This window comes from Phenylobacterium conjunctum, assembly GCF_042679085.1.
In the GTDB taxonomy this organism is placed as follows: Bacteria; Pseudomonadota; Alphaproteobacteria; order Caulobacterales; family Caulobacteraceae; genus Phenylobacterium; species Phenylobacterium conjunctum.
The window spans coordinates 13,825-33,806 of sequence record NZ_JBHTLQ010000008.1 but is presented as its reverse complement, the minus strand read 5'-3'; the positions used below and the strand labels follow the sequence as shown (position 1 = coordinate 33,806).

Genomic DNA, 19,982 nt, shown 5'->3' with positions numbered 1-19,982 from the left:
GCGCGGCCGCTTGGCCGCAGCGCCGGTCGCCGAAAGCGATTCGGCTGGGGGCGCGTCGAGTGGGGCGGCGGGCGGTTCAGGCGCCGCCGCCAGGGTCAGAGGGTCTGCGCCTTCGGGGCTCAGTACCGCTCCTCCTGCCCACCGTCGCGGTCGCTTTGCAGCGCGCGCACCAGTTCCAGTTCGCTCATCTGCATGTGGCCCGGATCGGCCAGCAGGGCGAGGGTTTCGGCCTCTTCCTCGGCTTCCGAACGCTCGTCGACGCGTTGCAGGGTGCCGATCAGGCTCTCGCGCAGTTCCTCGGCGTCCACCACGTCGTCAGCGATTTCGCGCAGGGAGACGACGGGGTTCTTGTCATTGTCGCGGTCGACCATGATCTGGGAGCCCGCCGAGATCGCGCGCGCGCGATGCGCCGCCAGCAGCACGAGGCTGAAGCGGTTGGGGACCTTTTCGATGCAGTCTTCGACGGTGACGCGAGCCATGAAATCCTCGGAAGGGCGGTAGAACCCGGCAAAATAGAGGGTCCGGACCATTTGTGCAACGCCGCAAAGGCTTGCGCCCTCGCGCCCAGGCGTCGCAGGAAGCCCTCCCCCGCCGCTTTGGCAAGGAAACCCCGCATGAGCTGGCTGATCGTCGCCCCCTTCGAGGCCGCCCCCATGGACCTGGCGCGGATCGAAACCCTGCGAAAGCGGCATGATCCGAACCAGGCGATCATCCCGGCCCACGTCACCCTGGTCTTTCCCTTCACGCCGCAGGATCCGGAGGCGGTTCGAGCGCATTTCGAGGCTGTGGCGGCCACCCAGGTGCGCATCCGCTGTCGGCTCGCCGCCTATCTGGCCATCCGCGACGCCGAGGACCGGACCAGCCATGTCTTCATGGTTCCCGACACCGGCCGGGCCGAGATCGAGGCCTTGCACGACCAGCTGTACGACGGCCCCTTGTCCGCCGCCCTGCGCCTGGACATTCCCTTCATCCCGCACGTCACCGTCGCCGCCTTTGACCACCACGATGAGGCCGAAGACCTGGTCCGCAGCCTGGGGCGCGTCGGCGTCGCCGGCTGGCTGAACCGGCTGGACCTGCTGGACTTTTCGGAGGGACGGGTCACCCCGATCGCCCGGGTCGACCTGCTGGGCTAGGGTCTGGAGTCGATCGATCGTTCCGAGATCCGGGTGACGCGCCCTTCTCCACTTGTGGGAGAAGGTGGCCCTGCGGAGCAGGGTCGGATGAGGGGTCTCTCAGACCTCTCCGAGAAAGCCCTTATCGACAATTGCGGACAGGGGAGCGCGACCCCTCATCCGTCGGGCTGTCGCCCGACACCTTCTCCCGCAAGGGGAGAAGGGAACCCAACTAGCCGGACTTCATTCAGTCCGGAACCTAGCCGACGACGGTGGGCAGGATCTCGTCCATGCCCATGAACAGCACGGTCGGATTGTGCGCCGCCAGGATCTCTGGCCGGGCATAGCCCCAGGTCACGGCCCCTGAAGAGACGCCGGCCTTGGCCGCGGCCTCGATGTCGCGGGTCTCGTCGCCAATGGAGATGACGTCTTTGGGCGCCACGCGGGCCTTGCGCAGCACCGCGCGGAACTTCGGCGTCTTGCCGAACATCGAGGCCCCGCAGTTGAAATAGGTCACCAGGGCCGACAACTCAGGCCCCAGGATCTTGCGGATGTTCGCCTCGGAGTTCGAGCTGACCAGGGCGATGGTCACCCCGGACTGGCGCAGGCCATGCAACAGCTCCGGCACGCCGGGGAACAACGGAATGTTCGACGCGTGCTGGGCCACCAGCTTGCGGGCGTGGATGGCGATCAGCGGCATCTTCCACTTGGCCACGCCCATATATTCGACGACCTCGCGGCTCGAGCGGCCGCGCAGCATGTCGACTTCTTCGTCGGTGATTCTGCGGAACTTGAAGCGGTCGGCGACGCCATTGGTCATGCTGATGAACCAATCGCCGCTGTCGGCCAGGGTGCCGTCGAAATCGAAGATGACCAGCCGATAGGCCAAGGACAAAGCCCCGTGTAAGGAACAGTCGGCCCGGCTATAGCGCTGCGCCCGCGCCGTCAACCGGTCCTCCAGGCTGCCCCAAGTGCCGCGCCGGATCGAGTCCTTCGATCAGGAAATGGGCCGGGCGTCCAGGCCAACCGTAGCGGCGCCCGCCAGCACGGCGGCGGTTGTCCCCAGTCTTGGATGCCGCCACTCCGGCGCGATCTCCGCCAATGGCCCCATGACGAACAGCCGCTCATGGGCGCGCGGATGGGGCAAGACCAGATTCGGGGTCTCCATCAGGATCCGCCCATAGGCGATCAGGTCGAGGTCCAGGGTCCGGGCGGCGTTCTTTTGAGCGCGCGCCCGACCGAACTCCGCCTCAAGCGCCAAAAGCGTTCGCAGCGTGTCGGAGGGCGGCAGGCGAGCCTCGACAAGCGCAACCCCGTTGCGATATTCGTTTTCGTCCGGCTCCGGCCAGGCGGCGGACCGCCACCAGGACGACCGGGACACGACAGGCAATCCCGCCTGGGCGAAACGAGCGAGCGCAGCTTCGAGCAAAGCTTCGGACGAACCGAAATCGCCGGGAAGATTTCCGCCCAGCGCGATGACGACCAGACCGTCCGCCGCGGACCGCCTTCCGCCCCCTTTATGGATTTCCGTTTCCAATGACTTTTTATCCGACCGACCGGCTGGCGCTCTTCATTGACGGGGCGAACCTCTACTCCGCAGCCAAGGGCCTGGGCTTCGACATCGACTACCGCAAGCTCCTGGAGGAGTTCCGCAAGCGCGGCGTGCTCGTGCGGGCCTACTACTACACCGCCCTGGTCGAGGATCAGGAATATTCGCCGATCCGCCCGCTGGTCGACTGGCTCGACTACAACGGCTTCCGTCTGGTGACCAAGCCGGCGCGGGAATACACCGACGCGCAAGGGCGCAAGCGCTGGCGCGGCGACATGGATGTCGAGATCGCCGTCGACATGCTGGAAATGGCCCAGCACGCCGACCACCTGCTGCTGTTCTCCGGCGACGGCGACTTCCGCGTCCTGGTCGAGGCGGTGCAGCGCAAGGGCGCCCGCGTGACCGTGGTCTCCACCGTGAAGTCTCAGCCGCCCATGGCCTCGGACGACCTGCGCCGCCAGGCCGACAACTTCATCGACCTGGCCGACCTGGCCGACATCATCGGCCGGCCCTCGCGCCTGCCGCGGTTCATCCAGGAAAGCCGCACCGGGCTCGACCGCGAGGCGGATCTGGACGCGTGACCGCTCAGGCTGAGCCGCCCCGCGACTGCCCGCTCTGCCCGCGCCTGGTCGCCTACCGGGCGGAGAACCGCGCCGCCAATCCCGACTGGTTCAACGGCCCGGCCCCCTCGTTCGGGGATGAGGGCGCGCGCCTGCTGGTGGCGGGCCTGGCCCCTGGCCGCACCGGCGCGAACCGCACGGGCCGGCCGTTCACGGGCGATCACGCTGGCTGGATGCTCTATGAGACCCTGCTGAAGACCGGCTTCGCCCGCGGCACGTACGAGGCGCGCCCCGATGACGGCCTGACCCTGGTCGACTGCATGATCTCCAACGCCGTCCGCTGCGCCCCGCCCGGCAACAAGCCGGAGACCAGCGAAGAGAACGCCTGCCGGCCGTTCCTGACCGCGCGGCTTGAGGCCCTGCCGAACCTGAAGGTCATCGTGACCCTGGGCGACGTGGCCCGCCGCAATGTGCTGAAGGCGATCGGGTTGAAGGCCTCGGCCGGGATCTCCGGCCACGGCGCCGAGTTCGACGCCGGCCCCTACCGGATCATCAACAGCTACCACTGCTCCCGGCTGAACACGAACACCGGCCGGCTGACCGCGGCGATGTTCGAGGACATCTTCCGCCGCGCCCGGGCGGTGATCGAGGGCTGACCCCGCCCGGGATCACTTGCTCCAATAAAAATACCGCCACGCCGTCGAGAACCCCGCCCGGCGATAGAGCGACCGCGCGGTCGTGTTCTTCTCCTCGACCTGCAGAAAGGCGCGATCGATTCCCCGCCTTGTCGCCTCGCCGGCCAGGGCGGCCAGGACGCGACCCGCCCCCCCCTGCCCTCGCCGAGCGGCGTCGGTGCGCATGCCGTGGAAGCTGGCCCAGCCGTGGCCATAGGCCCCGGCGCCTACCGCAAAGGTCACGCCATCCTCCCGCACCCGCCCAAAGGCCGCGCCGGGCGAGCGGCTCAGCGCCTGGACCCGATAGGCGCCGTCGACGGGGTCGAACCCCTGGCCCAGAAACACCGCCGCCCAGGCCTCGTCAGGCTCAGCCGTCACCTCGGCGAGCGGCCGGTCGGTGACACGCCGCACATCAGCCACGGCGGCGGTCTTGACCAGGGTGGGCTGCTCAAAGCCATAGCCGCGGCGTTCCAGCTCGGCGCGAACCCCGGCCAGCCCGTCTGCGTCGGCGATGCGGAAGGCCGGCTTCAGGCCCCGCTCGGCATAGGCCGCCTCGATGGCGTCAATGACCGCCGGATCGCGGGGCAGGTCGTGGGCCAGCGGCACGGCGCTGGCCGCCCGACGGATGGTCCCCGGATCCAGCCCCACCAGCCAGCCCTCGATCTCCAGGACTTCGCGCGGGGCGACGGCGGCGAGCGTCGCGCGCTCGATCGCCTCGATCCTTGTCATCCCCGCTCCCGCATCAGGCGGGCCTTGTCCCTCTGCCAGTCGCGCTCAGCGGTGGCTTCGCGCTTGTCGTGGGCCTTCTTACCCTTGGCGAGCGCGATCTCCAGCTTGGCCAGGCCCTTGTCGTTCCAATAGAGCTTGGTGGGCACGAGGGTGCGGCCCTCGCGTTGGACGGCGCCGATCAGCTTGTCCAGCTGCTTGCGGTGCAGCAGCAGCTTCCGGTGCCGCCGGGGCTCGTGGTTGAAGCGGTTGGCCTGGGTGTAGGGCGGGATATCCGCGTTGATCAGGACCACGTCGCGGCCCTCCACCGAGGCGTAGGACTCCGCGATATTGGCCCGGCCGTTGCGCAGCGACTTCACCTCGGTGCCGGTCAGCACCAGGCCGGCCTCGAAGGTCTCCTCGAGGAAATAGTCGTACCGCGCCCGACGGTTCTCGGCGATCAGCTTGCTCATGGATTCTGGCGTCAGTTGATGACGCCGGCCTCCCGCATGGCGTCCAGCACGATGGCGCGAGCCTCTTCCGAGCACGGGGTGATCGGCAGCCGGGCGTCCTCCAGGCACAGGCCCAGATGAGCCAGGGCGAACTTGGTCGGCGACGGCGAGGCGTCGGCGAACAGGCCCTTGTGCAGACGCACCAGGCGGTCCTGCCAGTACAGAGCCGTCTTCCAGTCGCCGCCGAGGGCGGCGTTGTAGAAGGCCGAGACCAGGTCCGGCGCGACGTTGGAGCTCACCGAAATGCAGCCATGGCCGCCATGAGCCATGTAGCCCAGGGCCGTGGGGTCATCCCCCGACAGCATCACCCAGTCGCTGCCGCAGGTCAGGCGCTGGATGGTGGCGCGGGTCAGGTCGCCGGTGGCGTCCTTGATCCCGACGATGTTCGGCAGCACCGACAGGCGGGCCAGGGTCGCATCCGAGATGTCCACGCTGGTCCGGCCCGGCACGTTGTAGACCAGCACCGGCAACTCGACCGCCTCGTTGATCGCCGCATAGTGGGCGTACAGGCCCTCCTGGCTGGGACGATTGTAATAGGGCGTCACCACCAGGGCGGCGTCAGCGCCGATGGCCTTGGCGTGGCGCACCAGCTCAATGGCTTCCTCGGTGGAATTGGAGCCGGCGCCGGCGATCACCGGCACGCGGCCGGCGGCGGTCTGCACGCACAGCTCCACCACCCGACGGTGCTCGTCGTGGCTGAGGGTGGCGGTTTCGCCGGTCGTACCCACCGGCACCAGCCCGTGAACCCCCCCGGCGATCTGGCGCTCGGTCAGGGCCACAAAGGCTTTCTCGTCCACGGCTCCGTCGCGAAACGGAGTGACGAGAGCCGGCATGACGCCCCGGAACAAAGGATCGGACATGGTCGCAAAAAGCCGTGAAAGCGCGCCGCGGTGTTGCGGCTTCGAGATTTGGGCGGACAATATGGCGGCGCGGCCCCTCGCCGCAACCGATCTGGTTCCGGTTTTCGATTCAGTGCGGAGAGTTCCGTTGGCGTCAAAGTTCAGCAAGGCGATCCTGGCCGCCTCCGTCGCGGCCCTGGCTTGCGGCGTCGCCGAGGCGCAGGACCAACGCCAGGACGTGACCTATCGCCCCGCGGACCTGGTCCAGACCCCGGCCACGGCCACGGCCAACGCCGCCAGCCTGTCCGACCTGGACGTGGGCCTGATGAAGAGCGGCCTGGAGGCCGCCCGCCGCGGCGATGTCGCCAACGCCCGCTCGGCCATCGCCAGCCTGGGCGACCCCATCGCCCGCAAGCTGGTCACCTGGGCCATGGTCGACGCCAATTCCGACCAGCTGAGCTTCTTCGAACTGGACCAGGCCCGCAGAGACCTGAACGGCTGGCCCCGCGCCGTGCGCCGGCAGACCGCGGCTGAGAAGCTGCTGGAGACCTCCGGCCAGACGCCGCAGCAGATCATCGCCTGGTTCGCCGGGGCCGAACCCCTGACCGCCGAAGGGGCCATGGCCCTGGCCTCGGCCTATCGCGCCACCGGCCAGACCGAGGCCGCCGCCAAGCTGATCCGCCACTTCTGGCGCAATCGAGTCTTCGAAGCCGATCCTCAGCGCTCCATGCTGGCCCGGTTCGGCGATGTGCTGACCCAGGACGATCATGTCCGCCGCGCCGACGTGATCCTGTTCGGCGGCCAGGGCCCGGCCGCCCGCGACATGATTCCCCTGCTGCCCGCGGACCAGCAGCAGCTGGCCCAGGCCCGCATGGCCCTGCGCTCCAACGCCGGCAATGCGATGGGCCTGGCCAACAACCTGCCGGCCAGCGTCGCCCAGAGCCCGGGCCTGGCCTTCGAGAAGGCGATCTTCTACCGCAAGCGTGGCATGGACAGCCTGGCGCTCGCCCTGACGCCCCAGTTCCCCACCGACATCCCGTTCCAGGAGATGGCCGACCGCATCTGGGACGAGCGCTACAAGCTCACCCTCGGCGCCCTGCGCAACGGCGATTCCGCCGGCGCCTATCAGGCCGCGGCCAATACCGGCCTGACCAGCGGCGGCGACGCCGCCGAGGCGGAGTTCTACGCCGGCTGGATCGCGCTGACCCGCCTGAAGGACCCGGCGAAGGCCGATGTCCACTTCGCCAACCTGGACCGCATCGGCTCCTCGCCCATCACCCGAGGGCGAGCGCTCTACTGGCGCGGCCGTGCGGCGGAGGCCCAGGGCGACCAGGCCCGATCCCAGGCCTTCTATGGCGCGGCGGCAAAGTACTACACGACCTTCTATGGCCAGCTGGCCGGCGAGAAGGTGGGGGCGCGCCTGGTTATGGGCGCCGACCCCCAGATTACCCAGGCCGACCGGGCGCGATTCGAGGCCCGCGACACGGTCCAGGCCGCCCGCACCCTGATGCAGGCCGGTAATCGCGACCTGTTCCGGGTCTTCGTCCTGGCGCTCGACGACGTCCTGCCGACCGCAGAGGAAGAGGCCCTACTGGTGGACATGGTCCGCGGTTATGGCGACACCGACACCTCGATGAAGGTGGTCCGCGCCGCCGCCCAACGCGGCTTTGTCCTGCCCCAGCGCGGCTATCCGGTGCGCAACCCGCCCGAGGCCTTCAACGCGCCTGAGCCGGCCCTGGTGCTGGGCATCACCCGCCAGGAAAGCGGCTTCGATCCGCTGGTGCGCTCCGGCGTCGGCGCACGCGGCATGATGCAGCTGATGCCGGCGACGGCGGCCCACGTGGCCCGCAAGGTGGGCGTCAGCTACTCAGCCAACCTGCTGGACGACCCGGAGTACAACATGCGCCTGGGCTCGACCTATCTGGGCGACCTGGTCGGGACCTTCTCGGGCTCCTACGTCATGGCCGTCGCCGGCTACAACGCCGGTCCGGGCCGCCCGGCCCAGTGGACCAGCTTCTGCGGCGACCCGCGCGGCGGAACCACCGATCCCCTCGACTTCATCGAGTGCATCCCGTTCAGCGAGACCCGCAACTACGTCATGCGGGTGCTGGAAGGCATGCAGGTCTATCGGGCCCGGCTGAACAGCGGGACGGCCCAGATCACCCTGTCCAGCGACCTGAAGCGCGGCGGCTACGCCTATGCGGCGCCGACCAGCACAGCCTCGGCCGCGCCGGTGGCGGGCGGCATGGCGCCGATCCCGAACCCCTAGGCCCCTAGGCGACCAACGAGATTGCGTTGCCGAAGTTGTGCAGCAGGACCGGCAGCAGCAGGCTGCCGGTCCGCAGCCTCAGCCAGACGGCGATGAAGGCCGGGCCAGCGGTCAGGGCCATGGTGAGCGGATCGAACGAGAAGCCGCCCTTGTGGAAGCCGAAGGCGTGGGCGAGCCCGAACAGCAGACATGACAGGACCGCGCCCCAGCCCCACTCCACGCCCAGGAACCGTCGGCGGCCGGCGAAGGCCCGATCCAGCGCCAGCAGCAGAAGTCCGCGATAGAAGGGCTCCTCTTCGAGACCCGGCAATGTGAGCTGGAAGGCGACCTCCTCCGGCGTCGCGGCCTGCGACGGGAAAGCCAGAGCAAGGGCGGCGAAGAAGGCGCAATAGATCAGGACGACAGGAAGAGCGGCCTTCAGGCTCCCTGGCCGCTGCGCAAGCGTGAGGCCCGTTGCGGACCAACCGAAGGCAGGGCTCGCGGCCACAGCGAGGGTCGCCGCAAGGGCGAACAGCTTGCCCTGCCAGTTCCAGTCGCCGCCGATGAGGTCCGGGGCCAGGCCGTAGGCTCGGGTAAGCAGCAGATCATTGATCGCGACCAGCAGCGCCGCAATCAACAACCAGCGCAGGGAGAACCCCTTGCGGTCCAGCAGCCCGAGGATCACCCCCGCGACCAGGAGGAGCGCCAGAACGCCTCCCAAACTCAGCAACCCGTTCATCTCTACGCCTCCGCCCAGGGGATTGAGGCCCGCTACCGCCTGGAGGGACTCAAGGTCTCGTCAAAACGCGGGACTTCGCTCCTCAAAACCCGGCTATCGCCCAGCCGCCCCGTTCTGACGGGCCGCCGCCCGGTAGGCGCTGGGCGCACAGCCCTCGATCTGCCGGAAGGCGCGGTTGAAGCTGGCGAGCGAGGCGAAGCCGCTGTCCATCGCCACCGCGACGAGCTTGTCGTCGCAGTTCGGATCGGCCAGACGCCGCCGAGCCTCCGCCACGCGATAGTGGTTCAGGAAGGTGCGGAAGTGATCATGGCCAAGGTCGTGGTTGATCAGGGTTCGGACGGCGCGCTCCGGCGCCCCCATGCGCGCCACGAAGGCGGCGAAGGTCAGATCGGGGTCCAGGAACACCCGATCCATTTCCATCAGGGCCAGCAGGCGGCGATACGGCGCGTCATCGCGCGGGACGCCCTGCGTCGGCGCAGGGACGGACGACCGCGCGCGCTCCCCCGCGCCAAAGGTGAGCAGGTCGGACCTGACGTCCAGCAGGGTCCCGGCAAGCCAGAGCCCGAAGCCAAGCATCATCGCGTTCTGCGCCATGGCGAAGGCCATGGGACGCCACGCGAACCCGAACAGGGCGTCGGCGGACAAGTCGACGAACAGCATCCCGCCCAGCAGGATCGCCACCATGATCCGGGCGTCGTGGCGGCGCTGGATCAGGTCGTCGGCCCGCTCACTCAGGAGACGCCAGACGAGGTGGGCCACGATGCCGAAGCCCAAGACCACCAGCCCCCGTGATAGTCCGAGCTCCGCAAAGCCCGCGCCCAGCAGTCCGCGGTCAAGCGCGGCGACCATGGCCCACAAGAGGCCCACGGCCAGCACGGGACCCCGCAATCGGAAACGGCGGTCGAAGCACGAGAGGCAGAACCACCACAGGAAGACGACCGTAAGCCCGCTGAGGGCGTGAGCTATGCTCCCGGCAAGACCTGTCGGGCGCAGTTCGGTAAGGGGCGTGTTGCCGACGACGAAACTCGCGACACACAAGGCCAAAGGCGGAAAGAGCACGCCGGGCAGGCCGAGGTCTCGCCGTCGCTGCAGCAGGAGCCAGCCCAACAGCAGGATCGTACTCGCGGCCACCGCGCGCAGAGCAAGGTCGACTTGGCCCAGATTCATATCCCAGGTGGAGCCGCAACGCGGCTCGGCGTCAATCCGCCACTAGGCCGTGCAGCAAGCCGTCGAGGGTGACGCGGATCAGCTCCTCCTGCGGCGCCCATTCGAAGGTCGGGCGCAGGATCAGCAGGGCGACCACGCCATGGCAGGCGCCCCAAAGGGCCTGGGCGGCGGAATCGGCGGTGCCGGTGCGCAGGCGGCCCTCGGCGGCGATCTCGCGGACCACGCCGGAGAAGATCTCATAGCAGCGCATGCTGAGCTCGGCCGTGCTCTCGGCCCAGACGTCGGAGATCGGGTTGGCGCCGGAAAACACCAGCTGATAGGCGTTGGGGTGTTCCAGCCCCCAGTGCATGTAGCTTTCCAGCATCTGCTTCACCCGCGTCACAGCGTCCACCGGACGCGAGGCGAGCTCGGTGTTGCGTTCCAGAAGCTGGGTGATGGTGCGCTCGCAGATCTCGAGCAGGATGCACGCCTTGTCGGGGAAGTGCATGTAGAGCGCGGTGGAGGACACCCCCACCTCGTCGGCGATCTTGCGGATCGTCGCGCCCTCATAGCCCTCGGCCACGAAGATGCGCTCTGCGGCTTCCAGAATCTCGGCGCGGCGCAGGTGGCCGTCGCCCTTGGGCTTCCTTGCCGAGCGCCGCGTGGTCACTGCCGTGGTCACGGGGATCCTTCCCAATGCGAACATCTTGTTTTTGTTCTTCGAGCGGAGACCAAAACAGGCAAGCTGGCAAGCCCGCGAACCCAAATTGCGACAATTCGGTGGCGAACGCCGCTCAACGAACCGGGTGCGGCAGGGTGAAACTCGCCGGTCGCGCGAGTTCTGCAAGGCGTCGCACGGCGCGGCGAGACCCCGCACACGAATCCCCTGCCCCTGGACGTCCGACGCCCGAACCGGCTAAGGCGGGGCCATGACCGCCAAGCCTCCCGCCGTCGCCGATACGCCCGGTGTCATGCGCACCACCGGCTGGAAGGACTACGCCCTGATCGACAGCGGCGGCGGTCGCAAGCTGGAACGCTACGGCCCCTATTCCGTCGTCCGGCCCGAACCCCAATGCCTGTGGAGCCCAAGGCTCGACGCCGCGCGCTGGGACAAGGCCGACGCGGTGTTCGATCCCACCGACGAGGAAGACGCCGGCCGCTGGCGGTTCAAGGGCAAGCCCCGCGAGACCTGGCCCATGGCCTGGGGCCAGGTGAAGTTCAACGCCCGCTTCACCGCCTTCCGCCACCTGGCCTTCTTTCCGGAACAGGCCGCCAACTGGGCCTGGCTGGACGAGCGCGTCCGCGGGATCGGCGGCCAGCCCAAGGTGCTGAACCTGTTCGGCTACACCGGCGTCGCCAGCCTGGTCTGCGCCGCCGCCGGCGCGGCCGTCACCCATGTGGACGCCTCCAAGAAGGCCATCGGCTGGGCCCGCGAGAACGCCGCCCTGTCCGGCCTGGAGGACCGCCCGATCCGCTGGATCTGCGAGGACGCCCGGCGCTACGTCCAGCGTGAGGTCCGCCGGGGCTCGCGCTATGACGGCATCATTCTCGATCCGCCGAAGTATGGGCGTGGGCCGGACGGCGAAGTCTGGAAGCTGTTCGAAAACCTGCCGGAGCTCGCCGGCCTGTGCGCCGAGCTGTTGTCCGACGACGCCTCCTTCCTGCTGCTCAACGCCTATGCGGAACGGATCTCCGGCGCGGCCCTGGCGGGTCTCCTGTCCGAGAAGTTGGCCAAGCGCGGCGGCCGCATCGAGTGGGGCGAACTGGCCCTGGTGCAGGACGGCGGCGACCGCGAGATCGGCATGAGCTTCTACGCCCGGTGGGCGCGATGAGCGGCCGGGTCGTCACCTCCCTGACCAATCCGACGGTCAAGGCGGTCCGCGCCCTGCACCAGCGCAAGGAGCGCGAGGAGACCGGCCTGTTCGTGGCCGAGGGCCTGAAGATCGTCACCGAAGCGGTGGAGCTGGGCCAGGCGCCCACGATCCTGATGTACGGCAAGGAGGCCGACGGCCATCCCCTGCTGCGCCAGGCCATCGCCGCCACCCTCAAGGCCAAGGGCGAGGTGATCGAGGTCACCCAGGACATCCTGGCCAAGGTTTCCCGCCGCGATAACCCGCAGGCCGTGGTCGGCGTGTTCCGCCAGGTGTTCCAGCCCCTGGCCAAGGTCGATCCGAAGTCGGCCACCTGCTGGGTCGGGCTGCATCGGGTGCGCGACCCCGGCAACCTGGGCACCATCGTGCGCACCGCCGACGCCGCCGGCTGCGGCGGGGTGATCCTGGTGGGCGAATGCTGCGATCCCTATTCGGTCGAGGCCGTGCGGGCGACCATGGGCTCGATCTTCGCCGTGCCGATCATCAAGGCCGACGAGGCCGAGTTCGCCGCCTGGCGCAAATCCTGGCCGGGCTCTGTGGTCGGCACCCTGCTCACCGCCACCAGCGACCACCTCAGCGCGCCCTACCGCAAGCCGAACCTGGTGCTGATGGGCAACGAACAACAGGGCCTCACCCCCGACCTCGCCGCCCTGTGCGACGTCAACGTGAAGATCCCCATGCGCGGGCGGGCGGACAGCCTGAACCTGTCGGTGGCCACGGGGATCATGATCTACGCGGCGACGGCTTAGACCTGTCCGCAACCCCATGGCGCGTCATCCCGGAAAGCCGCGGAAGCGGCTTGTCCGGGACCCATACGCGCGGGGTGCTCCGGATTGATCGGTGTCTATGGGTCCCGCACTTCCTTGGCTTCGCCGCTCCATGCGAGATGACACGGTTGGCGCGGCCCTGCTGCGCCGCTGTCCGCTCACGTCCCCCGCGGCTTCGCCCGCGCCGTCGCGGCCGCATTGGCCGGGTCTTCCGGCCACACATGCTTCGGATACCGCCCCCGCATGTCGGAGCGGACGTCCTTCCAGGAGCCCGCCCAGAAGCCCGGCAGATCCTTCGTCGTCTGCACCGGCCGATGGCCCGGCGACAGCAGGGACAGGGTCAGGGGCACACCGCCCACGGTGGGATGGACCTTCAGGCCGAACACCTCCTGCACCCGCACGTCCACGCGGGGTCCTGCCTCGGCGGCGTAGTCGATGGAAAAGCTGTTGCCGGTGGGCGCGGTCCAGCGTGCGGGTGCGGCGGAGTCCAGGGCGCGCTGGCGGTCCCACGGGATCAGGGTGCGGATCGCGCCGTCCAGCTGGTCCGGCTTGAGGGCGCCAAGCGACCGCACGCCGGTCAGCAGCGGCGTCAGCCAGTCGTCCAGGCGCGCGATCAGGCCGGCGTCCGACAGGTCCGGCCAGTCCTCGCCCTGAGCCCGCAGGAAGGCGACGCGGGCGCGCAGGCTCTCCACGGCCTCTCCCAGCTTGAGCGCGGACAGGCCATCGCGCCGAACCCGGTCGGCCAAGGCTGCGGCCACCAGGGCCGGGTCGGGGTTCTCGTCGATCACCTCGCGCAGGGTCAGTCGACCCAGGCGCACCAGCCGCTTGGCCCGCAGCCGACCGCCGCCGCTCTCCTCCAGCCGGTCCTCGGTCTCCAGCTGGTCGGCGAAGGCGCAGGCGACATCCTCCACATCCACCGGCGCGGCCAGCAAGATCCGGTCCCGGCGGTCGCCCCCCCCCAGTTCGGCTACGGCCAGCCAGGGTTCGCGGGCGAGCGCATCGGTCGCCTCGACGAAGGCGCCTCGACCGCTGGCCAGCTGGAACTCCCCCTGCCCGCCGCGCGCCTTGGCGATACGCTCCGGATAGGCGAAGGCCAGCAGTAGGCCGTCATCGAGGGGCTCACCCTTCCCCGCTTTGCCCGCCAGCCCCGCCCAGCGGTCGGCCAGCGCCTTGGCGTCACGGGCGCGGGGCGAGCGGTCCCGCTCCAGGCCCTCAAGCCGATGGCGCAGGTCGGCGTCGCGGCCGCCCAGATTGCGTTCGGTGACCAGGGCCGCGATCCGCGCGGCGCGCGCAGCCTGACCGGTCTCGGCGGCCTTGATCACCATGTGGGCCAGGCGGGGCGCGAGCGGGAACTCTGACAGGGCCCGGCCGTGCTCGGTCAACACGCCTGCGTCATCCACGGCCTCCAGCCGGCGCAGCAGGGCGCGGGCCTCAGCATAGGCCGCCGCGGGCGGCGGATCGAGGAAGGCCAGGTCGCCCGCGTCCTTCGCCCCCCATCGCGCCAGGTCCAGGGCCAGCCCTGACAGTTCGGCGTCGAGAATCTCCGGATCTGCGAAGGCCGGCAGGGCGCGGGTCTCCGGCTCGTCCCACAGGCGGTAGCAGACGCCGGGCTCGGTGCGGCCCGCCCGCCCCCGGCGCTGGTCGGCGGCGGCGCGGCTGACGCGGACGGTGGCGAGCCTTGTCAGGCCGCTGGCCGGATCAAAGCGGGGCACGCGCGCCAGACCGCAATCGATCACCACCCGCACGCCCTCGATGGTCAGGCTGGTCTCGGCGATGGAGGTGGCGAGCACCACCTTGCGGACACCCTGGGGCGCCGGGGAGATCGCCCGGTCCTGCTCGGCAGGATCAAGCGCGCCATAGAGCGGGGCGATCTCGACGCCCGGCCGACGGATGCGCTCGGCCAGCAGATCGGCGGTGCGGCGGATCTCACCCTGCCCCGGCAGGAAGACCAGCAGGCTGCCGGTCTCCTCGGCCAAGGCCTTCTCCACAGCGCGCACCACCCGGTCCTCCAGGCGCAGGCGCTCGTCGCGGCCCAGATGGCGGGTCTCGACCGGGAAGGTGCGGCCCTGGCTCTCCAACACCTCGGCGTCCAGCAGCCGGGCCACCGCCGCCCCGTCCAGGGTCGCCGACATGACCAGCAGGCGCAGGTCGTCGCGCAGCACACCTTGGGCGTCGCGGGCCAGCGCCAGCCCAAGGTCGGCGTCCAGGCTGCGCTCGTGGAACTCGTCGAAGATCACGCAGCCGACGCCGTCCAGGGTCGGATCGGCCAAGATCATCCGGGCGAAGACGCCCTCGGTGACCACCTCGATTCGCGTGGCGCCTGAGACCTTGGACTGCATCCGCACCCGGTATCCGACCGTCTGGCCCACCTTCTCGCCCAGGGTGCGGGCCATGCGCTCGGCGGCGGCGCGGGCGGCCAGCCGCCGCGGTTCGAGCATGATGATCTTGCCGCCGGCCAGCCAGGGCTGGTCCAGCAGGCGCAAGGGAACCACGGTCGTCTTGCCGGCGCCGGGCGGCGCCACCAGCACCGCGGCGGTGGATTCCGCCAACTGCGCCTGCAAGGCGGGCACGATTTCCTCGACCGGAAGCATTTGCGGGGTCTAGCCTCGCGCAGCACCCCCGCCAAGGGTTGCGGCTTGACCGGCGGCGGTTAACCGCGCCAGGGTCCTGCCAATTCAATTCAGGTGGTGTCTGAACACCGCCCGCCAGGAGGGACTATGTGGCGCGTTAAGCCGCTGGACGCGATCATCGCGACGGCCGAAAAGAAATCTCTGCACCGATCCCTAGGCCCGTTCCAGCTGACCATGCTGGGCATCGGGGCCATCATCGGGACCGGCATCTTCGTCCTCACCGCCGAAGCCGCCCAAAAGGCCGGCCCCGGCATGATCGCGGCCTTCATCATCGCCGGCTTTGTCTGCGCCGTGGCGGCCCTCTGCTACGCCGAGATGGCGGCCATGGTGCCGGTGTCCGGCTCGGCCTACACCTACAGCTACGCCGTCATGGGCGAGATGCTGGCCTGGATGGTCGGCTGGGCCCTGATCCTCGAATACGCCGTCGCCGCGGGCGCGGTGTCCGTAGGCTGGTCCGGCTATGTTGTCGGCCTGATCGAAAACGCCCTGCACATCGACATCCCCAACGCCCTTGTGCGCGGGCCGATGGACGGCGGCCTGGTCAACCTGCCGGCGGCCCTCATCGCCACCCTGGTCACCCTGCTGCTGGTGCTCGGCACCACGGAATCGGCGACCGTCAACGCGATCCTGGTGGCCATCAAGGTCACGGCCCTGTCGGTTTTCATCTTCCTGGCCGTGCCGGTGATGAAGATGGAGAACTTCACCCCCTTCGCCCCGCTCGGCTTCGGCGGGATCTCGGCGGCGGCGGCGTCGATCTTCTTCGCCTATGTGGGCTTCGATGCGGTCTCCACCGCAGCGGAAGAGACCCGCAATCCCCAGCGCAACATGCCCATCGGCCTGATCGGCTCGCTGGGCATCTGCACCATCTTCTACATCCTGGTGGCCTCCGGCGTGATCGGCACCGTGGGCGCCCAGCCGGTGCTCGGCGCTGATGGCGCCGCCCTGCGCCCCGGCAGCCCGGAGCTGTCGGCCGCCTGCGCCCAACTCGGCGACGCCAAGGTGGTCTGCTCCAAGGAGGCCCTGGCCTGGACCCTGCGCTCCATCGGCTGGCCGCAGGTCGGCAACCTGATCGGCCTCGCCGCCGGTCTGGCCCTGCCCTCGGTCATCCTGATGATGATGTACGGCCAGACCCGCATCTTCTTTGTGATGAGCCGTGACGGCCTGCTGCCGCCCGTGCTGTCCAAGGTCCACCCCAAGTTCAAGACCCCGCACGTGGTGACCCTGATCACCGGCGTGTTCGTGGCCCTGTTCGCCGCCTTCTTCCCGGTGGGTCTGCTGGCCGACATCTCGAACTCGGGCACCTTGTTCGCCTTCGCCATGGTGGCGATCACCGTGCTGGTGCTGCGCCGGACCGACCCGAACCGCCGCCGTCCGTTCAAGACCCCGGCCGTGGCGATCGTCGCCCCGCTGGCGGCCATCGGCTGCATCTATCTGTTCTTCAGCCTGCCCAAGGAAACCCAGATCATGTTCGTGGTCTGGGCCGCGATCGGCCTGGTGGTCTATTTCCTCTACGGCTTCCGCCACAGCCACATCGCCAAGGGTGTCGTGGAAGTGCCGGAGCTGTCGCCTGACGCGCCGCCGGAATCGGTTCCGCCCATGCCGGGCGCGCCGCCTCCGGGCTCGCACTGACGAAACTGGAAAGGCCCGGGTTCATCCCGGGCCTTTTCTTATGGGCCAAGAGGCCCGATGTTAGGGCCATGTCTGAGAGCCCGCCCATCAAAGCCCTGATCGCGCCGGTGACCCCGCTGGCCCAGAACTGCACCATCGTCTGGTGCGACAAGACCAAGAAGGCCGCCATCATCGATCCCGGCGGCGAGGTCGATCGCCTGATGGCGGCCCTGGCCCAGCACGGCCTGACCCTGGAGAAGATCTGGATCACCCACGGCCACCTGGACCATGCCGGCGGCACGGCGGCGCTGAAGGCCGCCACCGGCGCGGTGGTCGAAGGCCCGCACAAGGACGACGCCTTCTGGATCGACGAGATGGAGACCTCCGGCGCCCGCTGGGGCATGCCCGAAGCCAAGCATTTCACCCCCGACCGCTGGCTCGAGGACGGCGACGAGGTCACCCTGGGCGAGACCCGGTTCCAGGTCATCCATTGCCCCGGCCACACGCCCGGCCATGTGATCTTCTACCATCCCGAGGCCCGCTTCGCTCAGGTGGGCGACGTGCTGTTCCAGGGCTCCATCGGCCGCACCGACTTCCCGAAGGGCAACTATCGCGACCTGATCTCTTCGATCACTGACAAGCTCTGGCCGCTCGGCGATGACGTCGCTTTCGTCCCCGGCCACGGCCCGATGTCGACCTTCGGGCGCGAGCGGCAGACCAATCCCTTCGTGTCGGACGACGCCCTGTCGGACGCCTGATCGTCCGGCGACGAAGCTTTTCAGGCGTGAAATCCGCGTGACACGCGCGCCCCTAAGATGCCGGGGATGGAAACTGTGGCCGATCCCAACGCTCCCGCCCCGCGCATCCTGATGGTCGACGACGATCCGGGCATCCGCGACGTCGTCTCCGACTTCCTGGGCAAGCACGGCTACCAGGTCGAGACCGCCGGCGATTCCCGCGAGATGGACGTCGCCCTGTCGCGCGGGCCTGTGGACCTGGTGGTGCTGGACGTCATGCTGCCGGGCGAGGACGGCCTGGCCATCTGCCGCCGCCTGGCCGGTCCTGAGGGCCCGCCGATCATCATGCTGTCGGCCATGGGCGAGGACACCGATCGCATTGTCGGGCTGGAGCTGGGCGCCGACGACTACCTGCCAAAGCCCTGCAATCCGCGCGAACTGCTGGCCCGCGTTCGGGCCGTTCTGCGCCGGGCCGAACTGCGTGGCGTGACCAGTGGCGGCGGGGCCGGCTGCGAGTTCGCCGGCTGGCGGCTGGACCTGATGCGGCGCGAATTGCGCTCTCCTGACGGCGTGGTGGTGAACCTGTCCTCCGGCGAGTTCTCCCTGTTGCGCGCCTTCGTGGAGCGGCCGCAACGGGTGCTGACCCGCGACCAGCTGCTGGACTACGCCCGCGGTCCGGCCTCCGACGCCTTCGACCGGGCGATCGACGTCCAGATCTCGCGCCTGCGCCGCAAGCTCGACGACGGCGCGGTGGGCCAGGACCTGATCCGCACCGTCCGCAACGAGGGCTATATGTTCACCGCCAAGGTCCGGCGCGCGTGAGACTGGCGCGCCGCTTCAAGGCGACCAATTCGCTGTTCGGCCGCCTGCTGATGCTGGTCGGCGCCAGCCTGGCCGCGGCCCAGCTGATCAGCGTCATCCTGATCTTCGCCCTGCCCCCGCCGATCCCGGACTTCTACCGCCTGGGCGAACTGGTCCAGGCCCTGCGCGGCGCCCCGCCGACCTTTACTGAACGCCGGCCCCTGGTGGTCCGGATGTCGCGGGAGCCGCCGCCCGCCGCCCCGGACGGCCGCATGAGCGGCGTGATCCGCGCCGAACTCGCCAAGGACCTGGGCGTCTCGCCGGACGCCATCGTGATCGGCGGCGACCGCAGCCCGTTCTCCGACCGCCGGGTGTTCCGCATCCTGCGCGACCGCATGGCCCGCGAGGGCGGCGAGGAGCACTTCCTGGTCGCGCCCTTCTCGCTCGGCGTGCGCCAGGCCGACGGCGGCTGGAAGATCGTGCGGCCCGAAGGCTTCGGCCTGGAGCCCTGGCAGCAGCGCATGGTGCTGTGGTTCGTCTTGTCCACCCTGGCCATGGCGCCGGCCGCCTATGTCTACGCCCGGCGCATCTCCCGGCCCCTGCAGCAGTTCGCCGAGGCCGCCGACCGCCTGGGCCGCGATCCCCGCGCCGCCCCCCTGCCCCTGGACCTGAAGGGCACCACCGAGATCGACGTGGCCGCCCGCGCCTTCAACGAGATGCAGGAGCGCCTGCGCCGCTATGTCGAGGACCGTACGGCCATGGTCGGGGCCATCGCCCACGACCTGCGTACGCCCCTGACCCGCCTGCGATTCCGCATCGAGAACGCCCCTGACGACCTGCGCGCCAAGATGGCCAGCGACCTGGACCAGATGGAGGAGATGATCTCCGCGGCCCTGACCTTCGTCCGTGACGCCACCCAGGTCGGCGAGCGCACCCGGCTGGAGCTGTCCTCGCTGATCGAGAGCCTCTGCGACGAGCTGGCCGAGACCGGGGCGGACGCCCAGGCCGAGCTGGGCGCCAAGGTGGTGCTGCATGGCGACCCTGTGTCCCTGCGCCGGCTGTTCGCCAACCTGCTGGAAAACGCGGTGAAGTTCGGCGACCAGGCCCGCGCCCGGGTCTATGAGGCGGACGGCTTCGCGGTGGTGGAGATCGTCGACCACGGTCCCGGCATCCCCGAGGACGAGCGTGAGCGGGTGTTCGAACCCTTCTATCGCCGCGAACCCTCCCGCAGCCGCCAGACCGGAGGCATTGGCCTGGGCCTGGCCGTGGTGCGGTCGGTGGCGCGCAGCCATGGCGGCGACGTGCAGCTGACCACCCGCTCCGAGGGCGGCCTCCTGGCGCGGGTCCGCCTGCCGCTCTGAGCGAACATCGTTTCCCGAAACAAGCCTCACCACTGGCTTTTCCAGCCCCGAGGGCTCGCTTCTGACGAGCACGGCGAGGCTTGTACGATTTTTCGGCAACCCTCCGGCGTCTGAGGGGTTTGG

The 19,982-nt window shown here is 69.4% G+C and carries 20 protein-coding genes; 10 read left to right on the top strand and 10 right to left on the bottom strand.

The genetic code is table 11. The features are described 5' to 3' along the window. Window positions 1–119: 119 nt before the first annotated feature. On the bottom strand, window positions 120–479 hold the full coding sequence (gene rpoZ / locus ACFQ27_RS05220) for a DNA-directed RNA polymerase subunit omega (RefSeq protein WP_374347887.1): 360 nt from the start codon (window positions 477–479) through the stop codon (window positions 120–122). Between the two features lie 135 nt (window positions 480–614). On the opposite strand from rpoZ, the gene ACFQ27_RS05215 reads away from it, so the two are divergent. After that, window positions 615–1,133 (top strand): 2'-5' RNA ligase family protein, encoded by a 519-nt coding sequence (locus tag ACFQ27_RS05215; RefSeq protein WP_377352863.1) that lies wholly within the window; start codon window positions 615–617, stop codon window positions 1,131–1,133. Window positions 1,134–1,371: 238 nt separating this feature from the next. Here the strand turns inward: ACFQ27_RS05215 and ACFQ27_RS05210 are convergent, their stop codons facing one another. Continuing rightward, window positions 1,372–2,001: an HAD hydrolase-like protein gene (locus ACFQ27_RS05210; protein WP_377352862.1), complete on the bottom strand. Its 630-nt coding sequence runs from the start codon at window positions 1,999–2,001 to the stop codon at window positions 1,372–1,374. A 108-nt stretch (window positions 2,002–2,109) separates the two neighbouring features. Further along, window positions 2,110–2,649 carry a 2-amino-4-hydroxy-6-hydroxymethyldihydropteridine diphosphokinase gene (gene folK / locus ACFQ27_RS05205; protein WP_377352861.1) on the bottom strand — a complete coding sequence of 180 codons (540 nt, stop codon included), beginning with the start codon at window positions 2,647–2,649 and terminating at the stop codon, window positions 2,110–2,112. On the opposite strand from folK, the gene ACFQ27_RS05200 reads away from it, so the two are divergent. After that, on the top strand, window positions 2,649–3,242 hold the full coding sequence (locus tag ACFQ27_RS05200) for a LabA-like NYN domain-containing protein (RefSeq protein ID WP_374347796.1): 594 nt from the start codon (window positions 2,649–2,651) through the stop codon (window positions 3,240–3,242). The two genes, folK and ACFQ27_RS05200, sit on opposite strands and share 1 nt — an antisense overlap. After that, the gene (locus ACFQ27_RS05195; protein ID WP_374347798.1) at window positions 3,239–3,877 is read left to right on the top strand and encodes a uracil-DNA glycosylase; all 639 of its coding nucleotides are present in this window, start codon (window positions 3,239–3,241) and stop codon (window positions 3,875–3,877) included. Before ACFQ27_RS05200 ends, ACFQ27_RS05195 begins: the two co-directional genes overlap by 4 nt. Window positions 3,878–3,889: 12 nt before the next feature. Here ACFQ27_RS05195 and ACFQ27_RS05190 read toward each other — a convergent pair whose 3' ends face one another. From ACFQ27_RS05190 to dapA, 3 genes are read right to left on the bottom strand one after another with little or no spacing between them, the layout of a single operon-like run. Then, window positions 3,890–4,624 (bottom strand): GNAT family N-acetyltransferase, encoded by a 735-nt coding sequence (locus ACFQ27_RS05190; protein ID WP_377352860.1) that lies wholly within the window; start codon window positions 4,622–4,624, stop codon window positions 3,890–3,892. After that, window positions 4,621–5,073: an SsrA-binding protein SmpB gene (smpB, locus tag ACFQ27_RS05185; protein ID WP_374347801.1), complete on the bottom strand. Its 453-nt coding sequence runs from the start codon at window positions 5,071–5,073 to the stop codon at window positions 4,621–4,623. Before smpB ends, ACFQ27_RS05190 begins: the two co-directional genes overlap by 4 nt. Before the next feature lie 11 nt (window positions 5,074–5,084). Next, on the bottom strand, window positions 5,085–5,972 hold the full coding sequence (gene dapA, locus ACFQ27_RS05180) for a 4-hydroxy-tetrahydrodipicolinate synthase (RefSeq protein ID WP_374347802.1): 888 nt from the start codon (window positions 5,970–5,972) through the stop codon (window positions 5,085–5,087). 127 nt (window positions 5,973–6,099) lie between these two features. Between dapA and ACFQ27_RS05175 the strand changes: the two genes are divergently transcribed. Beyond that, window positions 6,100–8,220, top strand: a complete 2,121-nt coding sequence (locus ACFQ27_RS05175; protein WP_377352859.1) for a lytic transglycosylase domain-containing protein — start codon at window positions 6,100–6,102, stop codon at window positions 8,218–8,220. A gap of 4 nt (window positions 8,221–8,224) precedes the next feature. Here ACFQ27_RS05175 and ACFQ27_RS05170 read toward each other — a convergent pair whose 3' ends face one another. From ACFQ27_RS05170 to ACFQ27_RS05160, 3 genes are all read right to left on the bottom strand, one after another. After that, window positions 8,225–8,938, bottom strand: a complete 714-nt coding sequence (locus ACFQ27_RS05170) for a CPBP family intramembrane glutamic endopeptidase, BDIM_20840 family (protein ID WP_377352857.1) — start codon at window positions 8,936–8,938, stop codon at window positions 8,225–8,227. Between the two features lie 93 nt (window positions 8,939–9,031). Beyond that, window positions 9,032–10,105, bottom strand: a complete 1,074-nt coding sequence (locus tag ACFQ27_RS05165; RefSeq protein WP_377352856.1) for a helix-turn-helix domain-containing protein — start codon at window positions 10,103–10,105, stop codon at window positions 9,032–9,034. A 31-nt stretch (window positions 10,106–10,136) separates the two neighbouring features. Further along, window positions 10,137–10,766: a TetR/AcrR family transcriptional regulator gene (locus ACFQ27_RS05160; RefSeq protein WP_374347810.1), complete on the bottom strand. Its 630-nt coding sequence runs from the start codon at window positions 10,764–10,766 to the stop codon at window positions 10,137–10,139. 247 nt (window positions 10,767–11,013) lie between these two features. Here ACFQ27_RS05160 and ACFQ27_RS05155 point away from each other — a divergent pair, with 247 nt between their 5' ends. Next, window positions 11,014–11,916, top strand: a complete 903-nt coding sequence (locus ACFQ27_RS05155; RefSeq protein ID WP_377352855.1) for a class I SAM-dependent methyltransferase — start codon at window positions 11,014–11,016, stop codon at window positions 11,914–11,916. Further along, a complete protein-coding gene (locus ACFQ27_RS05150; RefSeq protein ID WP_377352854.1) occupies window positions 11,913–12,704 on the top strand; it encodes a TrmH family RNA methyltransferase in 792 nt (263 codons plus the stop codon). Before ACFQ27_RS05155 ends, ACFQ27_RS05150 begins: the two co-directional genes overlap by 4 nt. Window positions 12,705–12,880: 176 nt before the next feature. Here ACFQ27_RS05150 and hrpB read toward each other — a convergent pair whose 3' ends face one another. Next, window positions 12,881–15,313: an ATP-dependent helicase HrpB gene (gene hrpB, locus ACFQ27_RS05145; protein WP_377352853.1), complete on the bottom strand. Its 2,433-nt coding sequence runs from the start codon at window positions 15,311–15,313 to the stop codon at window positions 12,881–12,883. 126 nt (window positions 15,314–15,439) lie between these two features. On the opposite strand from hrpB, the gene ACFQ27_RS05140 reads away from it, so the two are divergent. From ACFQ27_RS05140 to ACFQ27_RS05125, 4 genes are all read left to right on the top strand, one after another. Then, window positions 15,440–16,981: an amino acid permease gene (locus tag ACFQ27_RS05140; RefSeq protein ID WP_374347818.1), complete on the top strand. Its 1,542-nt coding sequence runs from the start codon at window positions 15,440–15,442 to the stop codon at window positions 16,979–16,981. A 68-nt stretch (window positions 16,982–17,049) separates the two neighbouring features. Beyond that, window positions 17,050–17,718, top strand: coding sequence for an MBL fold metallo-hydrolase (locus ACFQ27_RS05135; RefSeq protein WP_377352852.1), 669 nt, complete (start codon window positions 17,050–17,052; stop codon window positions 17,716–17,718). Between the two features lie 57 nt (window positions 17,719–17,775). Further along, the gene (locus tag ACFQ27_RS05130; RefSeq protein ID WP_374347822.1) at window positions 17,776–18,519 is read left to right on the top strand and encodes a response regulator; all 744 of its coding nucleotides are present in this window, start codon (window positions 17,776–17,778) and stop codon (window positions 18,517–18,519) included. After that, window positions 18,516–19,859: an ATP-binding protein gene (locus ACFQ27_RS05125; protein WP_377352851.1), complete on the top strand. Its 1,344-nt coding sequence runs from the start codon at window positions 18,516–18,518 to the stop codon at window positions 19,857–19,859. Before ACFQ27_RS05130 ends, ACFQ27_RS05125 begins: the two co-directional genes overlap by 4 nt. Window positions 19,860–19,982 lie beyond the last annotated feature (123 nt).